The 23,492-nt window shown below is 60.0% G+C and carries 20 protein-coding genes and 1 pseudogene; 15 read left to right on the forward strand and 6 right to left on the reverse strand.

Going from position 1 to position 23,492, the window contains the following annotated elements; genetic code table 11:
* Nucleotides 1-36 precede the first annotated feature (36 nt).
* The 4 genes from AC1DNW_RS19035 to AC1DNW_RS19050 are packed head-to-tail and all read left to right on the forward strand — an operon-like array spanning nt 37 to nt 5,358.
* The gene (locus AC1DNW_RS19035; protein ID WP_477854048.1) at nt 37-1,098 is read left to right on the forward strand and encodes a sugar ABC transporter substrate-binding protein; all 1,062 of its coding nucleotides are present in this window, start codon (nt 37-39) and stop codon (nt 1,096-1,098) included.
* Nucleotides 1,095-2,594, forward strand: coding sequence for a sugar ABC transporter ATP-binding protein (locus AC1DNW_RS19040; protein WP_477854049.1), 1,500 nt, complete (start codon nt 1,095-1,097; stop codon nt 2,592-2,594). The genes AC1DNW_RS19035 and AC1DNW_RS19040 overlap by 4 nt, the downstream gene beginning before the upstream one ends.
* Nucleotides 2,587-3,588, forward strand: a complete 1,002-nt coding sequence (locus AC1DNW_RS19045) for an ABC transporter permease (RefSeq protein WP_477854050.1) — start codon at nt 2,587-2,589, stop codon at nt 3,586-3,588. Before AC1DNW_RS19040 ends, AC1DNW_RS19045 begins: the two co-directional genes overlap by 8 nt.
* A gap of 6 nt (nt 3,589-3,594) precedes the next feature.
* Nucleotides 3,595-5,358 (forward strand): CocE/NonD family hydrolase, encoded by a 1,764-nt coding sequence (locus AC1DNW_RS19050; RefSeq protein WP_477854051.1) that lies wholly within the window; start codon nt 3,595-3,597, stop codon nt 5,356-5,358.
* On the opposite strand, the gene AC1DNW_RS19055 is transcribed toward AC1DNW_RS19050, so the two are convergent.
* The gene (locus AC1DNW_RS19055; RefSeq protein WP_477832176.1) at nt 5,342-6,364 is read right to left on the reverse strand and encodes a methyltransferase; all 1,023 of its coding nucleotides are present in this window, start codon (nt 6,362-6,364) and stop codon (nt 5,342-5,344) included. The genes AC1DNW_RS19050 and AC1DNW_RS19055 overlap by 17 nt on opposite strands.
* A 334-nt stretch (nt 6,365-6,698) precedes the next feature.
* On the opposite strand from AC1DNW_RS19055, the gene dinB reads away from it, so the two are divergent.
* Complete coding sequence (dinB, locus tag AC1DNW_RS19060; RefSeq protein WP_477854052.1) at nt 6,699-7,796, forward strand: DNA polymerase IV; 1,098 nt, start codon at nt 6,699-6,701, stop codon at nt 7,794-7,796.
* A gap of 66 nt (nt 7,797-7,862) precedes the next feature.
* Here the strand turns inward: dinB and AC1DNW_RS19065 are convergent, their stop codons facing one another.
* From AC1DNW_RS19065 to AC1DNW_RS19075, 3 genes are all read right to left on the reverse strand, one after another.
* Entirely contained in the window at nt 7,863-8,558 is a 696-nt protein-coding gene (locus tag AC1DNW_RS19065; RefSeq protein ID WP_477854053.1) for a DUF4405 domain-containing protein, read from the reverse strand.
* The gene (locus tag AC1DNW_RS19070; RefSeq protein ID WP_477854054.1) at nt 8,555-9,034 is read right to left on the reverse strand and encodes a cytochrome P460 family protein; all 480 of its coding nucleotides are present in this window, start codon (nt 9,032-9,034) and stop codon (nt 8,555-8,557) included. The genes AC1DNW_RS19065 and AC1DNW_RS19070 overlap by 4 nt, the downstream gene beginning before the upstream one ends.
* A 131-nt stretch (nt 9,035-9,165) precedes the next feature.
* Nucleotides 9,166-10,065 carry a LysR family transcriptional regulator gene (locus tag AC1DNW_RS19075; protein ID WP_113301316.1) on the reverse strand — a complete coding sequence of 300 codons (900 nt, stop codon included), beginning with the start codon at nt 10,063-10,065 and terminating at the stop codon, nt 9,166-9,168.
* Nucleotides 10,066-10,261: 196 nt separating this feature from the next.
* Between AC1DNW_RS19075 and AC1DNW_RS19080 the strand changes: the two are divergent.
* The 4 genes and pseudogenes from AC1DNW_RS19080 (at nt 10,262) to AC1DNW_RS19095 (ending at nt 14,630) form a co-directional block, all read left to right on the forward strand.
* A pseudogene (locus tag AC1DNW_RS19080) lies at nt 10,262-11,607 on the forward strand (MFS transporter).
* Nucleotides 11,608-11,722: 115 nt separating this feature from the next.
* A complete protein-coding gene (locus AC1DNW_RS19085) occupies nt 11,723-12,712 on the forward strand; it encodes an aldo/keto reductase (protein WP_477854055.1) in 990 nt (329 codons plus the stop codon).
* Nucleotides 12,713-12,965: 253 nt separating this feature from the next.
* Nucleotides 12,966-13,976, forward strand: a complete 1,011-nt coding sequence (locus AC1DNW_RS19090) for an aldo/keto reductase (protein ID WP_477854078.1) — start codon at nt 12,966-12,968, stop codon at nt 13,974-13,976.
* A gap of 66 nt (nt 13,977-14,042) precedes the next feature.
* The gene (locus AC1DNW_RS19095; protein ID WP_477854056.1) at nt 14,043-14,630 is read left to right on the forward strand and encodes a flavodoxin; all 588 of its coding nucleotides are present in this window, start codon (nt 14,043-14,045) and stop codon (nt 14,628-14,630) included.
* Between the two features lie 66 nt (nt 14,631-14,696).
* Here the strand turns inward: AC1DNW_RS19095 and AC1DNW_RS19100 are convergent, their stop codons facing one another.
* Both AC1DNW_RS19100 and AC1DNW_RS19105 read right to left on the reverse strand, forming a co-directional pair.
* The gene (locus AC1DNW_RS19100; RefSeq protein ID WP_477854057.1) at nt 14,697-15,581 is read right to left on the reverse strand and encodes a hypothetical protein; all 885 of its coding nucleotides are present in this window, start codon (nt 15,579-15,581) and stop codon (nt 14,697-14,699) included.
* A gap of 296 nt (nt 15,582-15,877) precedes the next feature.
* Complete coding sequence (locus tag AC1DNW_RS19105; RefSeq protein ID WP_477854058.1) at nt 15,878-16,957, reverse strand: ROK family protein; 1,080 nt, start codon at nt 16,955-16,957, stop codon at nt 15,878-15,880.
* 191 nt (nt 16,958-17,148) lie between these two features.
* Here AC1DNW_RS19105 and AC1DNW_RS19110 point away from each other — a divergent pair, with 191 nt between their 5' ends.
* From AC1DNW_RS19110 to AC1DNW_RS19135, 6 genes are all read left to right on the forward strand, one after another.
* A complete protein-coding gene (locus AC1DNW_RS19110) occupies nt 17,149-17,760 on the forward strand; it encodes a hypothetical protein (protein WP_477854059.1) in 612 nt (203 codons plus the stop codon).
* A gap of 331 nt (nt 17,761-18,091) precedes the next feature.
* Nucleotides 18,092-19,249 (forward strand): Gfo/Idh/MocA family protein, encoded by a 1,158-nt coding sequence (locus tag AC1DNW_RS19115; RefSeq protein WP_113301309.1) that lies wholly within the window; start codon nt 18,092-18,094, stop codon nt 19,247-19,249.
* A gap of 12 nt (nt 19,250-19,261) precedes the next feature.
* The gene (locus tag AC1DNW_RS19120; protein WP_477854060.1) at nt 19,262-20,146 is read left to right on the forward strand and encodes a carbohydrate ABC transporter permease; all 885 of its coding nucleotides are present in this window, start codon (nt 19,262-19,264) and stop codon (nt 20,144-20,146) included.
* Complete coding sequence (locus tag AC1DNW_RS19125) at nt 20,143-21,003, forward strand: carbohydrate ABC transporter permease (RefSeq protein WP_113301307.1); 861 nt, start codon at nt 20,143-20,145, stop codon at nt 21,001-21,003. The genes AC1DNW_RS19120 and AC1DNW_RS19125 overlap by 4 nt, the downstream gene beginning before the upstream one ends.
* Nucleotides 21,004-21,069: 66 nt before the next feature.
* The gene (locus tag AC1DNW_RS19130; RefSeq protein WP_477854079.1) at nt 21,070-22,272 is read left to right on the forward strand and encodes an ABC transporter substrate-binding protein; all 1,203 of its coding nucleotides are present in this window, start codon (nt 21,070-21,072) and stop codon (nt 22,270-22,272) included.
* 85 nt (nt 22,273-22,357) lie between these two features.
* A complete protein-coding gene (locus tag AC1DNW_RS19135; RefSeq protein WP_113301306.1) occupies nt 22,358-23,491 on the forward strand; it encodes a sn-glycerol-3-phosphate ABC transporter ATP-binding protein UgpC in 1,134 nt (377 codons plus the stop codon).
* The last annotated feature ends 1 nt before the right edge of the window (nt 23,492 follow it).

Here is a 23,492-nt window from a genome sequence, read left to right on the forward strand (position 1 = left end):
GGTCAACAACAGATCAACAGGTGAGGAGGACCTGACATGCCAACATGGAATTCGAAAGACCCAGTCCGCGGACGCGGCTTMAAAGGACTGCTGATCGCAGCCGTCCTTGCTCTGGCAGGCCAGACGGCACATGCCGCCGAAATTCATCTCGACGCTCCCGCACCGACGCCGCCGGCCGAGGTGGCAAAGTTCGAGCCGATTGAACCGGGCAGCGCCAAGGATCTGACGATCGGCTTCACGCAACTCATCCTCGGCGTTCCCTTCACCGATGCGCTGCAGCGCGGTATGGAAAAGGCGGCGGAGACTGCCGGCTTCAAGCTCGTGACCTGCGATTCCAAGATGGATGCAGCAACGGCACTGTCCTGCGTCCGTCAATTCAAGACGCAGAACGTCAACGGGCTMGTCACCTTCCAAGCGGACGCGGCAGCGGCAGCCAACATCTGTGCCGAGGGACCGCAGGTTCCGGTCATCGCGATCGATATCGAACAGWAGCCCTGCCAGACCGCCTTCGTCGGCGCTGCCAATTCCTATGCCGGCGAGATCGTCGGCCATGAACTCGGCATGTATTTCGCAAAGAATTTCAATTGCGAATACGATGCTTTCGTCTCGCTGGAATCGACCGCCGTCGGTGTCGTCAACGACCAGCGCATGGGCGGCATCCGCAAGGCCTTCGAAGCCGTCTGCGGACCGGTTCAAAACCTGCGCATCATCGACACCGGTGCCGGCGGCCAGGCCGACGCTGCACAGCGCCAGTTTACCGATACCCTGACTGCCTTGCCCGGTGCCGGCAAGATCATCACCGTCGGCATCAACGAAGACGTCATCACCGCAGCTCTTGCCGCGGCGCGCACGCAGGGACGGAATCAGGACCTCTACCTCGGCGTTCAGAATTTTGATCCGGACAATTGCCAGATCTGGACCGCTCCGCATTTCATCGCGACAGCCGCCTATTTTCCCGAGCGTTATGCGAACCTGATCGTGCCCAATCTTGTCAAGGCCATCAAAGGCGGGAAGATCAACAGCCAGATCCTGGTTCCGCACGAACTGATCACGCCTGAAAATATCGCCAGGGTCTATCCGGAGTATGCCTGCAAATGACCACCGACTTCCTTGCCGTGCGCGGCATCCGGAAATCGTTCGGCCCGGTCGAGGTCCTGCATGGCGTGGACCTCGATCTTGCGGGCGGGACGATCACCGCCCTGCTCGGGGAAAACGGTGCCGGTAAGTCTACCTTCGTGCGCATTTTGGCCGGTGACCACCGGCCGGACGATGGCACAATAGCCGTGGACGGCAAGGCAGCATCCTTCCATGGCGTGAGCGATGCAAGGGATGCCGGCATAAGACTGATCGCCCAGGAGATTGCCGATGCCCCGACCCTGACGGTTGCGGAAAATATCCTGCTTGGCGCGTGGCCGACCAGGGGCGGCCTTCTTGATCGCCGCGCGATGCGGGCGATGGCACGCGAAGCGCTCGATCTTCTCGGTGCCGACTTGCCTTTGACGGCGAAAGTGGCAAACCTCAGGCTCGGCGAGCGGCAGATCATCGAGATCGCCCGCGCAACGATCGGCACCTCGAAATGCATCATCTTCGACGAGGCGACGGCTGCCCTATCGGACGCTGAGGCGCGTAAGCTCTTTCAGCTGATCCGGCGTCTGGCCGAACGCGGAACCGCTATTCTCTATATCACCCACCGGCTCGACGAGGTCTTTGCCCTGGCCGATCGTGTCTGCGTGCTGCGCGACGGCCGCGTTTCGCTCGATCGTCCAACCAGCGAGGTCAGCCAGGAACAGGTGATTGAAGCGATGGTCGGGCGGGCAGTCGCCCATACGCGCCACTCGCTTGCCGCCCCCTCCTCCGTCGCACAGCCGGTGCTTGAGGCCGATCGCCTCGCCTCCGATGCCTTTTCGAATATCTCCTTCTCGCTGCGCCCCGGCGAGATCCTCGGCATGTATGGCAAAGTCGGCTCCGGCGTTCAGGAGCTCGCCGCATCGCTGGTCGGTGCACGGGCGTTCGATCAAGGCACGCTGATCGTCGACGGCAAGTCGGTGCGCTTTCGTCACCCCGCCGAGGCGATCGCGGCGTCCATCGGCCATTTGCCGGCCGATCGGGCAAGCGAGGGGCTTCTGCGCACCATGACGCTCGCCGAAAACCTGTCCGCACCGAGTTGGTCGCGGCTGGCGCGTTACGGCATGCTGAGCGGCGATCGGCTACGCGCAGCCTATTCCAGATGGCACCGGGAGCTGCGTGTAAAGGCGGACGCGTCCGGCAGCCAGACGATTACCGAATTGTCCGGCGGCAATCAGCAGAAGGTGTTGCTCGGCCGCTGGCTTGAGGCGGGTTCGAAAATCCTTGTCTTGACGGAGCCGACGCGCGGGGTCGATGTCGGCGCCCGCCAGGAGATCTATCGTGTGCTGGCGGAACTTACGGTCAAGGGCCATGCCATCATCATCGCGACCTCCGACTATGAAGACATCAATGCGGTCGCCAGCCGCGCGCTGGTGCTCGTGCGCGGACAGTTGATCGCGGAAATTCCGCATGAGCGTATTTCGACCGAAGCCCTGACAGAGGCCGCAGGAGGCGGTGTCCATGCATGACAAGCTTCAAACCGAGGCCATGACAACCATGGCGGACACTGACGCGAATGGTGACAAGGCCAGCTTCTTTCGCAAGACACCGGAATCGGCGGCCCTTCTCGCCTTCCTGCTCGCGGAAATCGTCTTCTTTTCGTTGAGCTCGCCCTATTTCCTGACTTGGGGCAACTGGGTCAACGTGATCACCGCACTGTCCATAACTGGCGTGCTCGCTGCCGGCGGAACGATGCTGCTGATTGCCGGCCAGTTCGATCTGTCGGTCGGCAGCGGTGTTGCCTTCGTGGCGCTTGTCATGGCCCTGACCGTCAACAGTATCGGCATCGTGCCGGCAAGCGCCCTCGCGCTGGTCGTCGGCATGGGCATCGGCGTGATCAACGGCTTTCTGGTMACAAAAATCGGCGTTAATGCGCTGATCACCACGCTCGGGACGCTGGCAATCTTCCGAGGACTGACCCAGTCGATCGGCGGGGGCAAGAATCTGCTGATCGCCAATTTCGATTGGGCAATCTGGCGCCCCTTCTTCAATATCCCGCTGTCGGCGCTGGTCTTCATTCTCGTGGCGATCGTCATCGRCATCGTCCTCAAGCGCACCGTGTTCGGCCGGTCCATCTATGCGATCGGCGCCAATGAAAATGCGGCGCGGCTGGTTGGCATCAAGACGAAGCGCGTGGTCTTCTCAAGTTTCCTGTTATCGGGCGCCTTTATCGGGCTCGGCGGACTGATGAGTGCCTCGCAGCTCGGCTCAACATCCGGCACGACCGGCCTCGGTCTGGAACTCGCGGTCGTCACCGCCGTCATTCTCGGTGGAACATCGTTGAAGGGCGGCACCGGAACGATGTTCGGCACGGTGATCGGCCTGCTGATCGTCGGTGTCTTGAACAATGGCCTGACGCTGATGAACATCAATTCTTCCTGGCAGCAAGCTGCTACCGGCATTCTGCTCATTCTTGCAGTATCCTTTGACCAGTTACGGCAGCGACTCGTCGGAAGGCGCTGAGGAACCATGACGAAACAGGCAACGTTCAGGCTGCTCGACAATGTCGATGTGGCAACGCGTGACGGCGTGATCCTGAAGACCGATATCTGGCTTCCCGCGTCGGACGGCGCCTGCCCGGTGCTTCTGCAACGCACTCCCTATCGCAAGGAAACGCCCTTCGGCTCGCAATATATTTCCGCCCTGGAATTCCAGACGGCGCTACGCCGGGGTTATGCGATCGCGGTCCAGGATACGCGCGGCCGCTATCAGTCGGACGGCGATTTCGTTCCCTTCAAATTCGAAGGACGTGACAGTGCCGACACGATCGAATGGCTGCGACGCCAGTCCTTCTGCAACGGAAAGGTCGCAATGTTCGGGGCGTCGTATGTCGGCGCAACGCAGGTGCTGGCGCTCCAAGAGGATCCCGTGGGGCTGGCGGCGATTGCGCCGCAACTGACGACCGCACGCCACGGCGAAACATGGATGTATCGCGGCGGTGCCCTCGAACTTGCATTTCTGCTGCTGTGGGTGATCGAGTCGCTTGGGGCCGATCATATCCAGCATCGAATGGCGGCGATGCCAGCCGATATGCGCGACCGTGTGCAGGCGCTGCTCGAACTTTTGCAGCGAGATCCTGCTGCGGCATTCGCGAGGCTGCCAATCCTCGATGAAGCGATCACAGAGCTTGCACCCTACGTTCGCGACTGGTTCGATCCGCAGGCGGTCGACAGCAGGCCCGGAACTGACCGGCTCGACTGGACCCGAACAAACCACACCGCGATGCTCGTCGTCGCCGGGTGGAACGACCTCTTCCTGGAAGGTTCTATCGAGCTTTTTGAACAGGCGAAATCGCGCTGGGCGGGCAACAGCCAGATGCCGGACCGGCTCATCATCGGCCCTTGGTCTCATGGCAATCCGAGCGACTGGCAGGGCGAGGAGTGGCTCGGCTATGCCGCATCAAGCGTCGACCTTGTGGAAGAGAACCTGGATTTTTTCGACAGCGTTCTCCAGGGCCGTCAGCCGAGATCGCCGATGGTCCGATATTTCCGTTCGGGTTCCAACAGCTGGCACGCTGCTCCCGACTGGCCGCTTCCTGATACGATCGCCGTACCGCATTTTCTCGATTGCAGCCGAGGCGCGCTGGGTACGGCACCGGGTGCGAAAGCGACCAGCAGCTACATGTCCGATCCGTCGACCCCGGTGCCGAGCATTGGCGGTGCGACATTTCTGCCCGGCCTGCTTCTTGGCCGCAATTCAGGACCGCGCGATCAGACGGGGATTGAGACACGAGAAGACGTCCTGGTCTTTACCGGTCATCCACTTCGCGACGATCTGGAGGTGACGGGGCTGGTGACGGCGAGCCTCTGGGTCACGACTTCGGCCATGACCTGTGACTGGACGGCCAAGCTGTGCKAGGTCGATTCGGATGGAAAAAGCGTCGGCATTGTCGATGGGATCCTGCGATGGAACCGAAGCGAAGCGAGCGACGAACCTCAGGAGATCTCCATCCGCCTCGGACATATGAGCCGCTTGCTGAAGAAGGGGCATCGGCTACGGCTGCAGATCGCCTCCTCGAACTTCCCGCGTTTCGATCGCAATCCGCAGTCTGGCATCGCTTCCACTCTTGCGAGGCAATCGGATTTCGCGACGGCCGAGCAGCGCATCTTTTCCGGGACCTCCTATCCAAGCCGGCTCGTCCTGCCGGTCGTGACCGCAGCCTATCCGATAGCGGCATCACTGGCCGGGTTGGGCGACGCAGGCGGCGGTCGATCGGCTATTCGAAGAGAATGAGGCTTGCCGGAGTTGGCGGCATCGGTTTGACCATGACGCCGGCAAGGCCAGCCAGTCTTGCCATTTCGGTCAGCTCACTTTGCGTATAGGCTTGGCCCGCCGGCGTGCCGACAAGCATCTCCCAAGAGAACGCCGCGGGAAAAGGCGGCGACACGCCGTCTTCGTTCGGCACGAAATCGACCGCAACGATCCGACCATCCTCTGCCAGGCTCGAGATGATCTTTCGTAACAGTTGGGCACATGTCGGCAAATCGAAGTGGTGCAAAAAATTCGGAAGTAGGACGAGATCATAACCCGCGCCCCATTCCACATCGAAGGCGCTGCCGGCGATCGTCCGGTACCGGTCAGCCACACCGGCTTTTTTCGCATTCTGCCGCGACAGCTCCAACACCGCAGCCCAGTCGACGGCGACGATCTCCGCCGATGGAAAGGCCTTCGCAATTTCGATCCCGAAAACGCCTGGACCTGCAGCGATGTCCAAAACCTTTTTGGGAGGGCTCGGCCAGCCGGAGATTTCGCCAGCCAGTATTTTGGCGCTGAGCCCGGTAAACGAGCCCATGCCGCGCGCAAACTTCACCCAAACGGAGTTATCTGGGGACATGTTCGCAAGCCCGGCCGAACCACCGTTTCGCACGGCGGCGGCCGGATCGCGCAGAAAATTATCCAGTATTTCGGGTGCAGCGACGAACTCGACGGCAGAGCCCATATAGGCCGGCGAATTGCGATCGAGGAACATTCTGGTCGAGGGCGTCATTCGGTACTGTCCGCTCTCCTTCGTCAGGAAACCATGTACCACGAGGTAGTCGCACAGGATACGCACCCCACGCTCCGAGGCGCTTGTTGCCGATGCCAGCAATGCTGCCGTTTTGCCCTCGCCGATATGAGTAAAGAGATCGAGCTCGATGGCCGCCCTGATCGCTGCAGTCTTTCGGCATGCAAATAGTGCGTCGACTACGAGTTCGGGCGACACTACGCCGGCATGGGCGTCTTCGACGATTGTTTCCATGGGATCCCCCAGAGCCTCGACGATCTTGCCTGGCAGCGCCAGCCGCAGAAATTATGCGTATATCCGCACATTCTACAATACATACCACGCTAACCCTATCGGGTGATCGCGCCAGCTGTCCTGCCGGCCCGCCAACGTTAGAGCACCCACAGGGCGACGCCGACGTCCGACTGCTGAGGATGATATTCAAAGGACGAAAAGGCCTTCGGCGGCCGGTAGCTTCGCGGCGCGGCAACCGCCATATCGAAATCGTTGAAATCGCAGCAAAGCCTGCTATGTTCTCTTTTTGTTTCGGCATAATAATATAAATGCCTTTCCGATCGCTGAAGCCGCCATGAACGACATGAGTTCATCACCCGTCCGAAAAATCGTGCATGTCGACATGGACGCGTTTTATGCGTCGGTTGAGCAACGCGATAACCCGGAATTGCGTGGCAAACCGATTGCCGTCGGTGGATCGGCCGCCCGCGGCGTGGTGGCGGCGGCGAGCTACGAAGCGCGCAAATTCGGTGTTCACTCGGCGATGCCCTCGGTAACCGCCAAGCGCAAATGCCCGGATCTGATTTTCGTGCCGCCGCGTTTTGACATCTACAAGGCAGTGTCCCAACAGATCCGTGAGATTTTTGCGGAATACACGCCGTTGATCGAGCCGCTATCCCTCGACGAGGCCTACCTCGACGTCACCGAAAATCTCAAGGGCATGGAGATCGCCAGCGAGATTGCACTGGAGATCCGTGCAAAGATCAAGCAGGTCACCGGCCTCAACGCGTCGGCCGGGATTTCCTACAACAAGTTCCTGGCCAAGATGGCGAGCGACCTTAACAAGCCTAATGGTCAGGCCGTCATCACGCCCAAGAACGGGCCAGCATTTGTCGAGGCCCTCCGGATCAATAAATTCCATGGCGTGGGGCCAGCCACCGCCGAGCGTATGCGGAAATACGGGATCGAGACCGGCGCCGATCTTAAATCGAAATCGCTTGCTTTCCTGCAGGAGCATTTCGGGAAGTCAGGACCATATTTTTATGGCATTGCCCGCGGCATCGACGAGCGACAGGTCAAGCCCGATCGGATCAGAAAATCCGTCGGTGCCGAGGACACCTTTATCGAAGACATCATCGATCTCGATCTTGCCAACGCAGAACTGAGGCCGCTTGCCGAAAAGGTCTGGCGCTACTGCGAGGCGCAGGGCATCGGCGGCAAGACGGTGACCGTGAAAATCAAATATTCGGACTTCACCCAGGCAACGCGCAGTCGAACGGAGGCAGTCCCGTTCGCCAACGTGGCTGAAATCCTCGACGCATCATCAGCACTTCTTGCGACCGTCTATCCGTTCAAGCGCCCTGTGCGCCTGCTCGGCGTGACGCTTTCTTCGCTGACAGGCGCAGGAGCCGGCAATACGCACCAGCAGGCCCAGCTTGATCTCGAATTGTAACGGACGAATATCCGCCAKCTTATTTGGATCCGAACCCGGATACGCATCGCGCCGATTGCAGCCATGTCATTTAGGGTGCACCGCAGGATCGGTACGCCGCGGGCGAAKGCCAATGGCAACCATGCTGTAATGCCCTAGCACGATGAACGAACCTAGGATCGACCCCAGGTGGATGAAGAAGCCAACCGCGTCCTCGTTGAAATCCCAGAATTGCATGGTTGGAAGGTTGAGCAACCGCGGCCATATCCCGAGTTCGAAAGAACTGTGCACGCCATGCACGGCAATGCCGACGGACGCAAGCCTGAGCGCCAGAGTGCGTGTGGCATTCTTCCCTGAGATGCCCAGGATGGCGCGCGCCACGTTCATGACGATCGACCAGTGCAGTCCCAGGTGAAGGGCTACGACGACCAGCGACCAGTAAGCCGCGAGAATATGGATTTCGCGGGCGGTCGCGCCGCCGACGGCAACCTGCCTGAACAGCGATTGGGAAACGAGCACACTGGTGCTCATGAGAGCGACCATGGAAACCAGGAGCGTCAGATTGAGAACCACCGTGATCCATGGCCGTGACGCGCGCCTCGTCTTCGGTAGCCTGCCCCACCAATGGCGGTTGAAGACGTTGTGAAGGAAAAGCAGAGCAAACATGACTGTTCCGACAAGTTCGTGCGTGCGGTTGTCKAGCCACCAGTAGGCCATCGCCACCACGAAGAACCCGACTGCCACAAAATCCAGAACGAGCCGGGTCTGGAACACCGGACTCATTCGAACACCTTGCCGTCGAAGGCACCGAGCGCGTCGAAGGTATAGAGGAAACTGCTGTCGGATCGCGACGAATGGCAGGACTGACAGCGGGCGGTGTTCTCGTCCATGTTCACCGACTTGTCGGCCCAGAACCACTGGAACTGCCAGTCGTCCGTCTGACGGTCTTCGTCGTAGTCCTTCCCCCAGTCTTTGCCCTTCTGCATGACAAAGTAGCGGTAGACCTTGCCGTCACGGTAGTCGACAAGCACGAAATGGGTACCATCGGGAATGGGCTGCCCCTTCCTGGCCGCCTCGAGCGCATCAGGGGTAGTCATGATGTGTTCGGTCACGTCACCGCGACGAACCGTGGTGTAGTGGACGAGAGCCCCGAGATCAGGCGGGAACTGGACGCGGTTCTCCTCGGCGCGGACCGGATATCCGGTGAGCGTCACCAATATCGCCGCGGCCAAGGCAATGCTCTTTCTTAGGATCTTCATTCTGCAAGTCTTCCCTGACGATGCGAAGAGGTCAGGGTACGCGATGGTGCGCCGCAGCATGAGCCGATCAAACTTGATTGGCCCTATTAGGCAGGCTTATCAATCGCGGAAAGTTGATAAGCCTTGACGATCTAACCCCTGGCCCGCTGTCTGAGCGCTTCGACGAAGACCGAGAAGGCGGGCGAGGCATGTCTCCGGTTTGGATAGTAGAGATGGTAACCGGGAAACGGCTCGCACCACGCGTCCAGAACCCGCTCAAGTCGTCCTTCCGCCACGTGGGAGGCAACCTGGTCCTCCGGAAGGTATGCGAGACCTAGGCCGGACAGCACAGCATCCAGGCGCATTGCCAGGTTGTTGAAGACGAGCTGTCCGTCCACGCGCACCTTGATCTCCCTGCCGTCACGCTCGAATTCCCATGGGAATATGCCGCCCCTCGTCGGAAGACGCATGTTGATGCAGTTGTGCCCGGTCAGGTCCTGAGGCGTCTCCGGGCGTCCACGCCGCTCGAAGTATCCGGGCGTGCCCACAACTGCCATGCGCATGTCGCCGCTCACCCKCACCGCGATCATGTCCTTGGCCACCTGCTCGCCAAGCCGGATGCCTGCGTCGTAGCGCTCCGCAACGATATCGGTCAAACCGTAGTCGACGATCACCTCGACGTTGATCTCTGGATAGTCGACGGCCAACTGGCGGATCGCAGGCGCGAGGACCAAGACGGCCGGATGTTCCCCCGCGGTGATGCGGATGTTGCCCGAGGGCCTGTCCTTCAGCTCACTAAGCGCGCTCAGTTCCAGTTCGATTTCCTCGAAACGCGGGCCGACCGTCTGGAGGAGCCGTTCCCCGGCCTCGGTCGGGGACACGCTGCGTGTCGTCCTTGTGAGAAGCCTTATGCCCAGACGCCCCTCGAGAGCGCGGACGGTCTGGCTCAGCGCCGACTGGGAGACGCCGAGCTTGGCCGCCGCCTTGGTGAAGCTCTGCTCCCGAGCAACCGTGAGGAAGGCAACGAGGTCGTTGAAATTCTCATGCGCCATTCATAAGCTCCACTAATAGGTTCATGCCGATTATAGCTGCTAATCTAATCCAGGCGCGAGCGCTAGATTCCGGATCAATGAAAACAGGCGGTCGACTGCCGCCGTATCATCGGAACCCAGCATGACAAACCATTCCGGGACACAGAGCGGCTCCAGCAAAACCGCCATCCTCGCCATCATCCTCGTGAGCTACGTCATGATCGTTCTCGACATCTCGATCGTGCTCACCGGCCTTCCGAAAATCCATTCCGAGCTCGCATTCACCGACACCGGACTGTCTTGGGTGTCGACCGCCTACACGCTCGCGTTCGGTGGTTTTCTGCTTCTCGGCGCACGGGCGGGCGACATCGTCGGTCGGCGGCGGATGCTGCTGGTCGGTCTCGCGGTGTTCTCGCTAGCGTCGCTCGTCATCGGCATCGCGCAGACTCCGGCGGTGATGATCGCCGCACGCGGCGTTCAGGGGCTTGGGTCGGCAATCCTCGCACCTTCGACGCTCGCGCTGCTCCAGACGAATTTCGAACCCGGGCCGGAACGCACAAGAGCCGTATCGTACTACGCTGCCGCGGCGGGCGTCTCGGCTGCCCTCGGACTGGTCGTGGGGGATTGCTTGCGGACTGGCTTTCTTGGCGCGTCGGGTTTTTCGTCAACCTGCCGATCGGCCTTGGAATGATCGTCGCCGCCCTGCTCTATATCAGTGAAACCGAGCGGGCCACCGCCCGCTTCGATCTGGCTGGAGCGGCGGCGTCGACCGTCGGCATGATCTCCCTCGTCTACGGCGTGATCCGGTCCGCTTCGACCGGATGGGCGGACATCCCCACGATCACAGCCGTCGTATTCGGCGTCGTCATGCTCGCGCTGTTCGCCGTCATCGAATCCCAGGCCTCCCAGCCGATCATGCCGCTCAAGCTCTTTGCCGACCGGGAACGGGCAGCCGCCTATGCGGGACGGGCGCTCTTCCTCGGAGCGAATGTCGGCTTCTATTTCTTCGTCGCGCAGTTCCTTCAAAGCGTCATGGGGCTCAGCCCGGCGGCGGCGGGAGTGGCTTTCCTGCCGACGACCGTCGTGAACTTCCTCGCCGCCATGGCCGCCCCTGCCCTGATCGGCAGGTTCGGTTCGGCACGGGTCCTGACGGCGAGCATTGGCTGCGGACTGGTCGGAATGGGGTGGCTCAGCTTCGCCATCGAGGGTTCGTCCGTCGCTGCGTTGATCGTCCCCATGATGCTGATCGGTGCTGGACAGGGCGGCGCACTCGGACCGCTGACCGCGTCTGGCATCGCACGGGTCCCGCCCGACAAGGCCGGAGCCGCGTCCGGTGTCGTCAATGTCGCCCATCAACTTGGGAGCTCCCTGGGTCTGGGCGCTCTCGTGGCCTTCTCCGTCGTCGGCACGGATGGGCTTTCCGGGACCGCCCTTCTCGCCCACCGCGCTGCGATGGCGTTGGAGGCGGGCACGGCGTTCATCGCGATCACGCTGGTGCTTGTCCTTGCTTTCATCATGCGGGGGCCTCCCCGCTCTGCCGCGATTAGTGCGAGGACGGCTTGAGGCTGCGGAGGATGAAGCTCATTCGCCGTGCTTATCAAGTCATGCGCATATCCGTCCCTATTCAGACAATCACAGCCTCGCCACATGGAGGCGGGGCAATCGAAGGAGCAAGACGATGAAAACCAGAACTATCGGCGGCCTCGCAGTCTCGGCGCTCGGGCTGGGCTGCATGAGCATGAGCTCGGCCTACGGCCCGCCCGCGGACAAGCAGGAGATGATCAAACTGATCCGCGCCGCCTTCGATCGCGGCGTGACGTTCTTCGACACCGCCGAAGCTTACGGGCCGTTCGCGAACGAGGAACTGGTGGGCGAGGCCCTGCAGCCGATCCGCGATCATGTGGTGATCGGCACCAAGTTCGGCTTCAACATCGACCAGAAGACGGGCGCGCGGACGGGCGGCACGAACAGCCGTCCCGAACACATCCGTCTCGTCGCCGAGAACTCGCTGCGCCGTCTGAGGACCGACGTCATCGACATCTTCTACCAGCACCGCGTCGACCCGGCCGTCCCGATCGAAGACGTCGCGGGCGTGCTCAAGGAACTGATCGCCGAAGGCAAGCTCAGGCACTACGGACTGTCCGAACCCGGTGTCGCGACGCTAAGGCGCGCCCACGCCATCCACCCGGTGGCGGCGGTCCAGAACGAGTATTCGCTATTCTACCGCGGAGCCGAAGCCGAGATGCTTCCCACCGTGGAGGAACTGGGGATCGGCTTCGTGCCGTTCAGTCCGCTCGGCGCGGGTTTCCTCACTGGCAAGATCGACGAGAACACCAAGTTCGACGAGACGGACTTCCGCAACCACGTTCCGCGCTTCTCCTCGGAAGCCCGTAAGGCGAACATGGCCCTTGTCGACGTCGTCAAAAACGTGGCCGAGCGAAAGGGAGCGACGCCGGCTMAGGTCGCGCTCGCATGGCTCTTGGCGCAGAAGCCCTGGATCGTCCCGATCCCCGGGACCACCAAGCTCCACCGCGTGGAGGAAAACCTCGGAGCTGCCGACCTGGAGTTGACGGCGGCGGACCTCGCTGAAATCGACGTCATGGCGTCGAAGATCGAGATCAAGGGGGAGCGCCTTCCTGAGGCGGCCTTGAAGATGACGGGCCTCTGACCGGCGGCAGCCCACAGAGCATACGGTTCTAAAATCATCGCCGGGCGACAGCTGTCGCCCGCGGTGGAAGAATTTTGCCGATTTCGAACAAGGAGACTGGAAAATGGAAGAGAGACCGAAGTTCAAACTCAGTCGCCGTGGCCTTCTGATGACGGCCGGAGTGCTCGCGGCAGTTCCGCATGTGAGCGTCGCAAATGCGCAGACGTCCGCCAACGCCGCATCGTCGGCGACCACCACTGGCCGGCCGCATGCGATGCCCTCGCGAAAACTCGGGACGTTGGAAGTCTCCGCCGTCGGCATCGGGGTTCAGAACATGAGCCGGACATATCAGACCACCGTTCCGAGCCGTCCGGAGATGATCAACATCATCCGCACGGCCTTCGATAACGGCGTCACCTTCTACGACGCCGCGGAGGCCTACGGCCCGCACGAAGTCGAGCGGATACTGGGCGAGGGCGTCACGCCGTTCCGCGACAAGGTGGCGATCACCTCGAAATTCGGATGGAACATCGATCTTGAAACCGGCGAGCGTCGGCCGGGCCTCAACAGTCGACCGGACCACATCAAGCTCGCCGTCGAAGGCATGCTCAAGCGCCTCAGGACCGACCGCATCGATCTCCTTTACCAGCACCGCGTCGACCCGGAGGTACCTATCGAAGATGTTGCGGGTGCTCTGAAGGAACTGATGGACCAGGGCAAGGTGCTGCACTGGGGTCTTTCGGAAATGGGGCTTGCGACACTGCGCCGTGCCCACGCCGCGCTCCCGGTCACCGCCGTGCAGAGCGAATACTCGATGCTCTGGCACGGACCTGAGGAGAAGGTGCTGTCGCTTTGCGAGGAACTCGGCATCGGCTTTGTTCCCTGGAGCCCGCTTGGGGTCGGTTTCCTGACTGGAGCGATCGACCGGCGCACGCGTTTCGCCGAGGGCGACATCCGGGCCGTGGAGTCGCGGTTCTCTCCCGAAAACCTGCCCCATAATCTCAAGCTCGTCGAACTCGTGCGCGGCTGGGCGGAACGCAAGCAGGCCACCCCGGCGCAGATCGCCCTCGCATGGCTGATGGCCCAGAAGCCCTGGATCGTGCCGATCCCGGGAAGCACGCAGATGCCGCATATGCTGGAAAACATCGGTGCCGCGGCCGTCACCTTCTCAGGCTCCGAAATCGCAGAGCTGAACGCCGCAGTGTCGGCGATCGAGGTGAAAGGCGCACGGCTGCCGGACGCAGTGTTGCAATATTCCGGCGTTGAAGCGCCAGCCAAGTCGTAGCGAACGCCAACCATCGGCTGCCGGAGCATGCGTTCGGCAGCCGACAATGTCTCGAACGTGAGGTCCATGATGAACAATGACCTGTCCCGGCGTGCCGTGCTGTTCGCACCCGCGTTGCTGTCTGTCGCCAGCGCGGCGTCGGCTGTGGAAACCAAAACGGACGACGTTCGGATAGCGCCGTCCAAAATCCTTGTGGCCTATTTCACTCGCTCGGGAAACACGCGGGTAATCGCCGGCACGCTCAGTCGGGATCTAGATGCGGATCTGTTCGAGATTCGGACGGCCCGTCCGTATCCCGACGACTACGAAGAGACGGTCGAGCAAGCGCGCAAGGAGCGCGACAACGGCGTCGAGCCGCCCCTTCTCGATAAGGTGCGGAATATCCGGGATTACGATACGGTATATCTCGGCTTTCCGATCTGGGGCGAGACAGCCCCGTCCGCCATCCGCTCCTTCCTCAGGACACACGATCTGTCCGGCAAGACCCTGCGTCCGTTCATCACCCACGGCGGCTACGGCGTCGGTTCGAGCCCCGTGGTCCTGGCCAGCCATGCCAAGGAGACACGCATCGAGGCACCATTCGTGATGGAGGCAGACCAGGAAAGACGGACGCTGGAACAGGTCAGGATATGGTTGTCGCTTGTCGCCCGATGATTGGGTACTCGCCTGCGTCATATCACGGATCAATCACTCGTCCGCAAAGGGCCGCTACGACATGCTCTACAATGGGACAGTTTTAATCGTTACGATCCCGAAAGGATTGAACTTAAAACTATCCTCGCCATACCTCCCATCGTCAGACAAGCTGTATTTGTCGCGTGCAATGGTCTCCAGGACGCCATTTTCAGTCATCTTGGTGGCAATGGCATCGATGAAGTCGGCAATTTCGATCTGATCGCCGTTTGTATATATTTTGGGGTTAGGGAGTTTCACATCGTCTATTATCACATCGGGCAAGCCGACCAGGTGAAAACCAACGGTTTCCATGCTTTCACCGGCAGTCGGATCACCAATGGGACGGCGGGCGAAAGCGAGGCGACAGGTCCATGCAAGCGCCAGGGTATCGTTCGATATCGTTGCTTCGTGAGCTTGATCGGCGAGTTCCTTCCATCGATCTATCCCGTGTGCAACCCCGGCACTCTCACCCTTGGCGGCAAGCGCACCACCATCCAGCATGAATTGCACGAAGCGCAATGCAATAGCAGATATCGCAACGGTCTCTTCCGCCACCACATGCGGCCCCAGAACATACAAGACTGACCCATGCTCTGAGACGGCTCTTTCATCCGCCTCGTTAAAAGCGTTCTCTGCCACGCGATCCCAGCAGACGGCGAAGGATTGTTTCATGCGATCGTCCGCGTTGTCCACGGAATAGCTTTCATCGATCGAAAAACCCTCAGCGAATTGGCTGATGGCCGTTTCAGCGGTTTTTCTCAGCGACGCAAGGCCATTCTTGTCACCGAGAAAGCAGATCACATGACGAGGCATCACCGTAGACCGGGTGGGTGCGGTGGCTGGATTTTTGCCGAAGCCAGCAGACAACGCCGGCCACGCAAAAAGCGCGCTTCCAAGCAGCGCGAACAAATTCCGACGCTTTGGGTTCATCCGAATTTCCATGATTTTCGCAGGATATGACGACGTGAATAGAAACTGTTGGAGGCTCTGGTTCGCCGCACGATAACGCTTATAGCTCTAGGCGGAAACCGCAAGCGCCCACCAATATTGGTGCTTGGTATGACAATGGGACCTTTACCGTAACCTCACTCAAGCGTCTTTGGGGATGGTGCCCTTGATGAACCTTTGGCACGTCATTTCCAGGGTCGACAATGCCGGAGACAATATGACTACCGGGGACACCAGCTTCGACGCGCTGAAGGCTCCGCGAGCACGCGCCGTTCGCACTATTTCTCTTTAACGACCCGGTTCGTGAAGTGGGCGTTTCCGAGGCCGGTGCCAATCGTGAGCACCGCCCATCGCGAAACGTCTTTCACTTGGGGCAGCTGAGAAAGTCCCTGCAAGACGGCGTCATTATGCATCATTATGAAAGTGTCATGGCCGCCGATGTGCGGTATTGCCTTTTTGAGCTCAAAGGGAAGGTTGAAATGATCGCTTTCCCAATTTCCACTCGGCAAATTCTGGCCTCCCCGAATGATTGATCCGTCGGCTTCGACAACTCCGGGACAGCCGATACCGATCAGCGGCGCTAGCCCTAGACGAGCCGACTTCGCCTTTCCTATGAGTTCGTCGAGCATGGAGGCAAGCCTGGAGATGGTTGCGGTACGGCTTGGCTCATCGTCTGCGTGGCGCCAGAGAATCGACTCCACGACACGTGTCTCGTCAAGGTTCAGGCTTTTCCCCTTGCCGAACTCGACGATGCCCGCTCGCACGTTGGTGCCACCGATATCGACGGCCAAGATTGCTTCATGGCCATTGAGCATCCAGTCTGGCATGAGATGGACTGCGCCTATCAATCCGGCTTCGTCGGGATGATGGACGATCGGTAGCAGCTTGACATCCAGACCAGCAGCTGTGAGCAGGAGCTGTGTCCTGGCGATCGCCAGCTCGCCGGCACGCCCCTGCCTGAACCCGCCGCCGATGACAATTTTCTCGGTTTTCAACCAGATGCGCGTTTTGAGAAATTTCCCGATCACGCCTGCAAAATCCTGAGCGAAGCCTTCGATTGCGCCCATGATGACGGCTGCTGCCTCGACATCATCACCGCGCAGCAGCGCGTTGATTTTCTTTCTGGAGATATCTTTCGCCGGCGTCTTATTAAGCGGATCCTTCCCGTGTGCAGGCAGAAGTTTCCGGAGCTCGTCGACTTTCAGGGAGAAGGTCGTTTTATTGGCGTCGTCACCGAGAAAGCCGTTCTTGCCACGCAATTTGCTGCTGTATTCATCAATGATGACAGCGGGGAGTTCTGCAGCACCATGGGCCAGGGGAACCGCCCGAGCTTGCTTTTCCGATTTGGCTTTTGCCATCGATAACCTCGACGTCTGGGAAACCCAAGGATGGGACAGGGTAACGCGGGGTCATTGGTAGAGGTTCCCTGAACAACGAGCCGATCCTTGCCAAGACCTCTCGGCCGCGGCCGATCGAAGAAGCCATGATCGGGAACCGTAGGCCCTGCCAGGAATTCCTGCTAACGCAAGAGACAATGGAGTGGAAAACGATGACACAAGGCGACGTTGACAAAGGCGCAAGCCATTTCCTATCTTTGACATCGCTCTTTGATGATCGAGGCGCGGCTGAAGAGGCCGCCGAACGGCTGAAGGCGGCTGGCATTCCACGAGGGAGCATCAGCCTGATCACAGATGTGCAGGCCCCGACAAAAAAGCCGGACGATCAAAACAGCCTTTGGGACAAACTCGAAAATTTCCTGTTCCCGCAAGCTGACCATGCGGCTTACAGGGAGGGCATTCGGCGAGGCGGCCATCTGCTCGCGATATCCGGCCTGTCGCCTGACCGTCACGACCTGGCGTTCAACATCCTCGATGACGCGGGAGCTGTCGATCTGGATCAACGCATCGAAACCTGGCGTTCCGAAGGCTGGAGCGATTCCCAAGACTTTCTGGACGAACTGCAAGCCCCACCCGCTATCATCGATGGCGATGTTGCAGCCTCGCTCATTGACAAAGGACGAGGCGAGGAGGTGGTTCCGGTGATCACCGAGAAACTCAAATTCGGGGAGAAGACTGATAAAAGCCGCCCCCGCGTTCGCGTTTACACTGTTGAATACGCATTGAAGAGCCCCGACGACGAAGCAGGCCCTCGTTCGCAGTGAAATGCTTCGCCTGGTCTAGCCCTCACGGCGGGTTTCGCCCTTGCGAGGCGCCAAGGTCAGCCGCGGACAGCGAGCCGACGTCCGGCTGTGAGACCTGGAAGCATCGTCCGGTCGGGTTCGGGAGGCCAGGCTCGGGTACGAGATCGGGCCCGGGCGGGTTATCGAGTGGCGGTACGAAAGGCGGCGGCACGATCGGTTCGAGCCGGGCAAATATCGCGGCCGATGAAAATCAATTTCATCAACTCGCATTCAGCCCCGTTTTCGGTTGACGGGCTCTGATTTTTGTCCCAACTTGAAGAAAATAAATTACGAAACTGGGAACATCACTAGCATGAAAGTGGGAATCATAGGGCTGGGATTCCGGCTTGGCTATCTTGGCTATGTCTTCAAGGCTATCGACAGCAGCTTCGAGATCGTCGGTTATGTCGATCCGGATCCCGCGGGGCTTCCCGAACTGACGGAAAAGGGCGTCTCTGTCGGCAGGGCCTATGGTTCGCCGCAAGAGCTTCTCGGCTCCGAAAAGCTTGATCTCCTGATGATCGGCTCTCCCAACCATTTGCATCTCGATCATATCCGTCTCGGTCTGGAGGCTGGCCTCAAGGTCTTCTGCGAAAAGCCGATCGTGACGACGATTGCCGAGAGCATCGAACTTGCCCATCTGATGGCAAAGTTCGGCCATGAGCGGCTGATGGTCGGCCTCGTGCTGCGCTACTCTCCCCTTTACAAGGATCTGCGCGCCGTCCAGGCCGAAGGCAAGCTTGGCCATATCGTGTCCATCGAAGCCTCCGAACATATCGAACCCTATCACGGCGCCTTCTTCATGCGCGACTGGCGTCGCTACGAGCGTTACTCCGGCAGTTTCATGCTGGAAAAGTGCTGCCACGACCTCGACCTTTATAATGGCGTGATCGGCGCCCGCCCCGAACGCGTCGCAAGCTTCGGCGGCCGCAAGAGCTTCATTCCCGCAAACGACCCGGCGCGCGAAGGCATCAACGATCTGGAACTCTTCCACCGCAAGCCGAGCGGTTGGATGGGCTCGGACAAGGTCTTCGACAGCGACGCCGACATCATCGACTACCAGGTGGCGATCGTCGAATATGCCAATGGCGTCGGCATGAATTTCCACACCAATCTGAACGTTCCCGACCAGTTCCGCCGCTTCGCCATCATGGGCTCGCGCGGCATGGCAGAGGGCGACTTCGTCCGCGGTTATCTCGACGTCCACGAGCAGCTGACCGGCAACAAGATCGTCGAGAACAAATATGCTGCGACCGAGCTGTCGCAGCATTACGGCGCCGACGAGCAGATGGCAGCCGATATTCTGCAAAGCGTGCGCACCGGCTCGGAACTCCCGGTCTCGACCCTGAACGCATTGGAGGCCGGCATTCTCGCCCTCGCCATGGACGAGGCAAGGATGAAAAAGACGGTCGTCGATCTGCGTCCCATATGGGACCGCTTCGACGAGGCGCTCCACGCAAGGGCGGCTTGAGGAGGCAAGAAGATGGGTGTTCAACGCAGCACGGTCATCTTCGCCTGGCTCCTTCTTTTTCCGGCCGTCCTCTACGTCACGGTGATCGTCGCCTATCCGCTACTCGACACCTTCATCCTGTCGTTCACTGACGCGTCGCTGAAGAAGACCACCAACTGGGTGGGCTGGGTCAACTACGGCAAGATCTTCAATTCGACCTTCGCCGAGGTCATCATCCGGACCTTCATCTGGACGTTTTTCTCGGTCTCGATCAAGATGATCATCGGCATCTTCGGCGCCACGATGCTGAACTCCGCAGTGCCCGGCCGCGCGCTCTTTCGCGTGCTGACCATGCCGCCATGGATCGTTCCGATGGCAATCGGCATCTTCATGTGGGGCTGGATGTATAACGGCCAGTTCGGGATGATTTCCGGCATGCTTCAGCGTTTCGGCCTCGCCTCCGGCCCTGTCGCCTTCCTTGCTGAAGGATCGACTGCCTTCTGGGCAACGATCATCACCGATGTATGGATCGGCGTTCCGATGGTCACGCTCTATATGCTGGCCGCCATGCAGGCGATCCCGCAGGATCTCTACGAGGCAGCCTGGACGGATGGCGCCGGACGTTTCTATCGTTTCCGCCGCATCACTCTGCCGCTGATCGTGCCCTCCATGATCACCATGTCGATGCTGTCGCTGATCTCCACCTTCAACTCCTTCGACATTATCCGGATCCTGACACGGGGCGGCCCGAGCGGCGAGACCACAACGATGATCATCGATACCTATCGCACCGCGATCGGTTCGAACAAATATGGCGAAGGCGCAGCGCGCGCGGTACTGATCTGCATCTTCCTGTCGATCTTCTGCGTCTGCTATTTCCGCATTACCAGCCGCCTTTCTTCCGGAGACAAGCGATGAAGACACCCCATCTGCTGATCAATCGGTACAAATGGTATGAAGTCATCGGCATCTATGCCGGTATCCTGGTGTTCCTCACTTTCGTTCTCGCCCCCTTCGTCGAGGGGTTTCTCGTCTCACTGAAGCCTCTGAGCCAGCTGTTTTCCTCCCCCTACCGGTTCATTCCCGAAAACGGCTCGTTTGAGGCCTACCGGACGATGTGGGTCAGCGTACCGGGCTTTGGGCGCTATATTTTCAATTCCTTCTTCATCTCGACCGTCGTCACTACCGCTGTGCTGATCCTCGTCGTTCCGGCCTCCTACGCCTTCGCGCGCTTCGAGTTCAAAGGCGCCGGGCTGCTGCTTGGGGCGTTCCTGGCTGTCAACATGTTTTCGGGCGCCGTGTTGCTCATTCCGCTCTTCCGGCTGATGCGCTCGTTCGGGCTGTTGAATACCTATTTCGCCATCATGGTCCCCGGCATCGCCTTCCTGATCCCCTCGGCGATCTGGCTACTGCGCACCTATATGATGCGTATTCCGAGGGAATTGGATGAAGCGGCCTTCGTCGACGGCGCCAGCCATTTCTACACGCTGCGGCGCGTCATCCTGCCGATCGCCATGCCCGGCATTACAGTGGTGGCGATCACCACCTTCATCGGATCCTACGCCCAGCAGTTCATCTACGCTCTGACCTTCAATTCCAAGACCGAATTCGCGCCGCTGCCAGTCGGGCTCTTCGCCTATTTCGGTCGTCAGGAAGTCGTTTGGAATGAGCTGATGGCGGCAAGTTTCGTTGGCATCGCGCCAGCGATGATCGTGATTTTCTTCCTTCAACGGTATCTCGTCAGCGGCCTGACCGCTGGCGCGGTGAAACAGTAAGACAAAACTAGAACCACCAGAGAAAACGGGAGCTAAAAAGTGACAATCCAATTCAAGACCGGGCTCATGGCCCTCGCCCTGCTCGGTTCCACCGCGCTCGGTACCATGACTGCTCATGCCGCTGACCAGGAAATCAGCTGGATCTATTGCGGMGACAAGATCGACCCCATCCATGAGAAGTACATCAAGGAATGGGAAGGCAAGAATCCCGGCTGGAAGGTCACGCCGGAAGTTGTCGGCTGGGAACAGTGCCAGGACAAGGCGACGACGCTTGCTGCAGCAGGCACGCCGGTCGGCATGGCCTATGTGGGCTCGCGTACGCTCAAGGAATTCGCCCAGAACGAGTTGATCGTTCCGGTGCCGATGACCGACGAAGAGAAGAAGAGCTATTATCCCAACATCGTCGATACCGTCACCTTTAACGATACGCAGTGGGGCGTGCCGGTCGCATTCTCGACCAAGGCCCTCTACTGGAACAAGGATCTCTTCAAGCAGGCCGGKCTCGACCCGGAAACGCCGCCGAAGACCTGGGCTGAAGAAATCGCCGATGCCAAGGCCATCAAGGAAAAGACCGGTATCGCAGGCTACGGCCTTCCGGCCAAGACTTTCGACAACACCATGCACCAGTTCATGCATTGGGTTTACACCAATAACGGCAAGGTCATCGATGGCGACAAGATCGTTATGGACAGCCCGGAAGTGCTGGCTGCCCTGCAGGCCTACAAGGACATCATGCCCTACTCCGTCGAAGGCGCAACCGCCTACGAACAGAATGAAATCCGCGCCATCTTCCTCGACGGCAAGGTCGGCATGATACAGGCAGGTTCGGGCGCTGCTGCCCGCCTCAAGGACACCAAGATCAACTGGGGCGTCGCGCCGCTGCCGCTCGGCCCTTCGGCCAAGGGTGAAGGCACGCTGCTGATCACCGACAGCCTGGCAGTATTCAAGGGCACGGGCGTCGAAGAAAAGGCGGCAGAATTCGCCAAGTACATCACCTCGCCGGGTCCTCAGGGTGAATACGAGCTCCAGGGCGGTGCTGGCCTGACCCCGCTGCGTCCGTCCGCCAAGGTCGACGAATTCGTCAAGGCCGACCCGTCGTGGAAGCCGTTCATCGACGGCATCGCCTTCGGTGGTCCCGAGCCGCTCTTCACCGACTACAAGGGCTTCCAGAACTCGATGATCGAGATGGTCCAGTCCGTCGTTACCGGCAAAGCCGAACCGGAGGTCGCTCTGAAGAAGGCTGCCGGGGAGATCGAAGCCTTCAAGTAAACCGACGTCGAGGATCGCAGGTCAAAGATCTGCGATCCTCACCGACCACCTCATGTTCGTTCAGGCCGGGACCGGAGACAGATTTTTGGGACAGCTTCAGCTCAGTAAGGTTCAAAAATTCTATGGCGACTACGAAGTTCTCAAAGGCGTCGAGCTCGACGTCCGGAACGGCGAGTTCGTCGTCTTCGTCGGGCCTTCCGGATGCGGCAAGTCTACCCTCCTACGCATGATCGCAGGTCTCGATGCGACGACCAAAGGCGACATCATCATCGATGGTGTGAGGGTCAACGACCTGCCGCCCGTCAAACGCGGCATCGCCATGGTCTTCCAGTCCTATGCGCTCTATCCGCATATGACCGTTTTCGAGAATATCGCCTTCCCGCTGCGCGTCGAGAAGATGGAGGAAGAAAGGCTGAGGGCCAAGGTCGAAAACGCCGCACGCATCCTGCATCTCGACACCAGACTGCAGCAGAAGCCCGGCATGCTGTCCGGCGGACAGCGCCAGCGCGTGGCGATCGGCCGGGCCATCGTTCGCGAGCCGAAGATTTTCCTGTTTGACGAACCGTTGTCCAATCTCGATGCCGCGCTTCGCGCCGACATGCGCATCGAACTCGCCAAACTGCACCGGCAGTTGAAAGCGACGATGATCTACGTGACCCATGACCAGGTTGAAGCCATGACGATGGCCGACCGCATCGTCGTGCTTGATGTCGGCAATATTTCGCAGACGGGTGCACCGCTCGAGCTTTACCACAAGCCGGCCAACCAGTTCGTTGCCGGCTTCATCGGCAATCCGAAAATGAATTTCCTGCCCGTCACCTGCACGTCTGCAAGCGAAACAGGCGTGACCGTGGAATATCTCGGCCAGACGGCGACCCTTCCGGTGACACCGCGCGACGGCATGATCGGCAAGGCGCTGACGCTCGGCATCCGGCCCGAACATATCCAGCTCGGTTCCGGCAACATTTCGCTGACGGTCACACCGAGCGTCATCGAGCGGCTTGGCGCAAACACGGTGGCCTACGCCGCGCTCGGCGGCGAAACGGAAAATTTCTGCGCGATGCTGCCCGGCAGTGTCGGCATCCGCGCCGACGCGCCGGTAGCCGTCGGCATCAACGCCGTCGATTGCCATCTCTTTGACGACAAGGGGATCGCTTTCGAACGCCGGGTCGAACTGACCGATATCGACATGAACCTACTTGCGCCGGCAACGGCCTGAA

It is taken from the genome of Rhizobium sp. 05L429, assembly GCF_056397645.1.